The sequence below is a fragment of the Sulfitobacter sp. HI0129 genome, from assembly GCF_001635395.1.
GTDB lineage: Bacteria > Pseudomonadota > Alphaproteobacteria > Rhodobacterales > Rhodobacteraceae > Sulfitobacter.
Genome location: NZ_LWGH01001054.1, coordinates 1 through 2,461, shown reverse-complemented (window position 1 = coordinate 2,461; position 2,461 = coordinate 1). Strand labels below are relative to the sequence as shown.

1 protein-coding gene is annotated in these 2,461 nt (G+C 65.7%); it reads left to right on the top strand.

Annotated features, from left to right (window positions below; genetic code table 11):
* Positions 1-2,461: helicase-related protein (locus A3764_RS22490; protein ID WP_150122410.1), on the top strand; the 2,461-nt coding region annotated here is incomplete at both ends.

Here is a 2,461-nt window from a genome sequence, read left to right as displayed (position 1 = left end):
TGCCGCTGCGCCTGCTCGCCCGGGAGGTCTATGACCGGATCGTGGCCCTGCGCGGCCCGTCGGTCGTGGCGCTGGTGACGGGCGAGGAGCGGATCGTGCCGCCCCGCACCCAGTACTGGGTCTGCACGGTAGAGGCGATGCCCGAGGGGATGGGCGCCGATTGCGTCGCGGTGGATGAAATCCAGCTCGCCGCCGATCCGGAGCGCGGCCATGTCTTCACCGACCGCCTGCTGCGGGCGCGCGGGCTGCACGAAACCCTGTTCCTTGGTTCGGACACCATGCGCGGCACCATCGCGAGCCTTGTGCCCGGCGCCCAGTTCATGCGCCGCGAACGGATGAGCGAGCTGATCCATTCGGGCCAGAAGAAAATCAGCCGGATGCGCCCCCGCAGCGCCATCGTCGGCTTCTCGGTGGAGAATGTCTATGCCATCGCCGAGTTGATACGCCGCCAGAAGGGCGGGGCCGCCGTGGTGATGGGCGCGCTCAGCCCCCGGACGCGCAACGCGCAGGTGGCGATGTACCAGAACGGCGAGGTCGATTACCTCGTGGCGACGGATGCCATCGGCATGGGGCTGAACCTCGATGTCGATCACGTCGCCTTTTCGGCCCTGTCGAAGTTCGACGGGCGGCGGATGCGCCCGCTTGCCCCGAATGAGCTTGCCCAGATCGCGGGCCGGGCCGGGCGCGGGTTCAACAGCGGCACCTTCGGCACCACCGGGGACGCGCCGCCGCTCGACGATCAGGTGGCGCGGGCGATCATGGATCATTCCTTCACCCCGCAGAACAAGGTCAACTGGCGCAATCACGCGCTGCAATTCGGCAGTATCGACCGGCTCATCCAGACGCTGGAGGCGCCGCCGGAACATGAAAGGCTGATGCGCGCGAGAGAGGCGGATGACCTGCGCGCCCTGAAGGAACTGGCGCAGGTTGCCGAGGTGGAGGCCCGCTGCACCGATGGTCCTTCGGTGCGGCTGTTGTGGGATGTCTGCCGGATCCCGGACTTCCGCGGCATCTCCCACGGGGAACACGCGGGCCTTCTGGAACGCATCTTCAACTACCTGCATCAGCGCGGCACGATCCCCGACGACTGGCTCGCCCGACAAATCCGCAGGATTGATCGAACCGATGGCGACATTGATGCGTTGTCCAAACGACTGGCTTTCATCCGAACCTGGACCTACGTGGCACAACGCCGGGGATGGACAGCAGATGAAAGCCATTGGCGCGGGGAGACCCGTATCGTAGAAGACCGCTTGTCGGACGCATTGCACGAACGTCTGACCCAGAGATTTGTGGACCGGCGCACATCCGTGCTTTTGCGCCGGCTTGGACAGAAGGAAGCCATGGTGGCCGAAGTAAACGACAACGGCGAAGTGACCGTAGAAGGCGAACACGTAGGCAAGCTGGACGGCTTCCGGTTCAGGGCGGACAAGGGCGCCGGCGGCGCGGAGGAAAAGACCATCAAATCCGCCGCATTGCAGGCGCTGGCCCCGCAGTTCCATCTGCGCGCGGACCGGTTCTACAACGCCCCCGATACCGAGATCGATTTTACCGAACAGGGCGGGCTGATGTGGGGCTCTGCCGCGGTTGGCAAGCTGGTGGCGGGTTCCGATCTGCTGAAGCCGCAGGTCGAGGTTTTCGTGGATGATGTCGCAGGCGCCGAGGTCGCCGAGAAGGTGAAGCGCCGCTTGCAGCATTTCATCGACCGCAAGATCGCCGCCTTGTTCGAACCGCTGCTGTCGCTGCAGAAGGACGAAAGCCTCAGCGGGCTGGCCAAGGGCTTTGCCTTCCGCATGGTGGAGAATTTCGGCATCCTGCCGCGTGTGCAGGTGGCTGAAGAGGTGAAATCGCTCGATCAGGATGCGCGCTCGGCGCTGCGCAAGCATGGTCTGCGCTTTGGTCAGTTCACCATCTTCATGCCGCTGCTTCTGAAACCCGCCCCCACGCGGCTGCGGCTGGTGCTCTGGTCGCTGGGCAAGGGTCTGAACGAATTCCCCGAATCGCCGCCGCCCGGCCTCGTGACCATTCCCGTGGAAGCCGATGCGCCCGAGGGGGCCGATACGATGTCCGGCTACCGCAACGCGGGCAAGCGGGCCATCCGCATCGACATGCTGGAACGGCTGGCCGACATGCTGCGCGCCGAGGATTCGCGCGGCGGGTTCGAGGCCAAGGCCGACATGCTGTCGATCACCGGCATGACGCTGGAGCAGTTCGCCGACCTGATGGAAGGCCTCGGCTACCGCGCGGAGAAGGCCGAACGCACCAAGGTCAAGCCGGTGGATAAGGCCGTGCCCCATGACGGCACCCACAAGATGATGGACCCCGGGGCCGATACCGAGGTGCCGGAAAAGGTCGACGGCCCGGTGAACGATACCCCGGCGGACGATGCGCCCGACAAACCGGTAATGGACGTTGCGGCGGAGCAGCCCGAGGGCGGTATCGTGGAACGGCCCACCCCGGC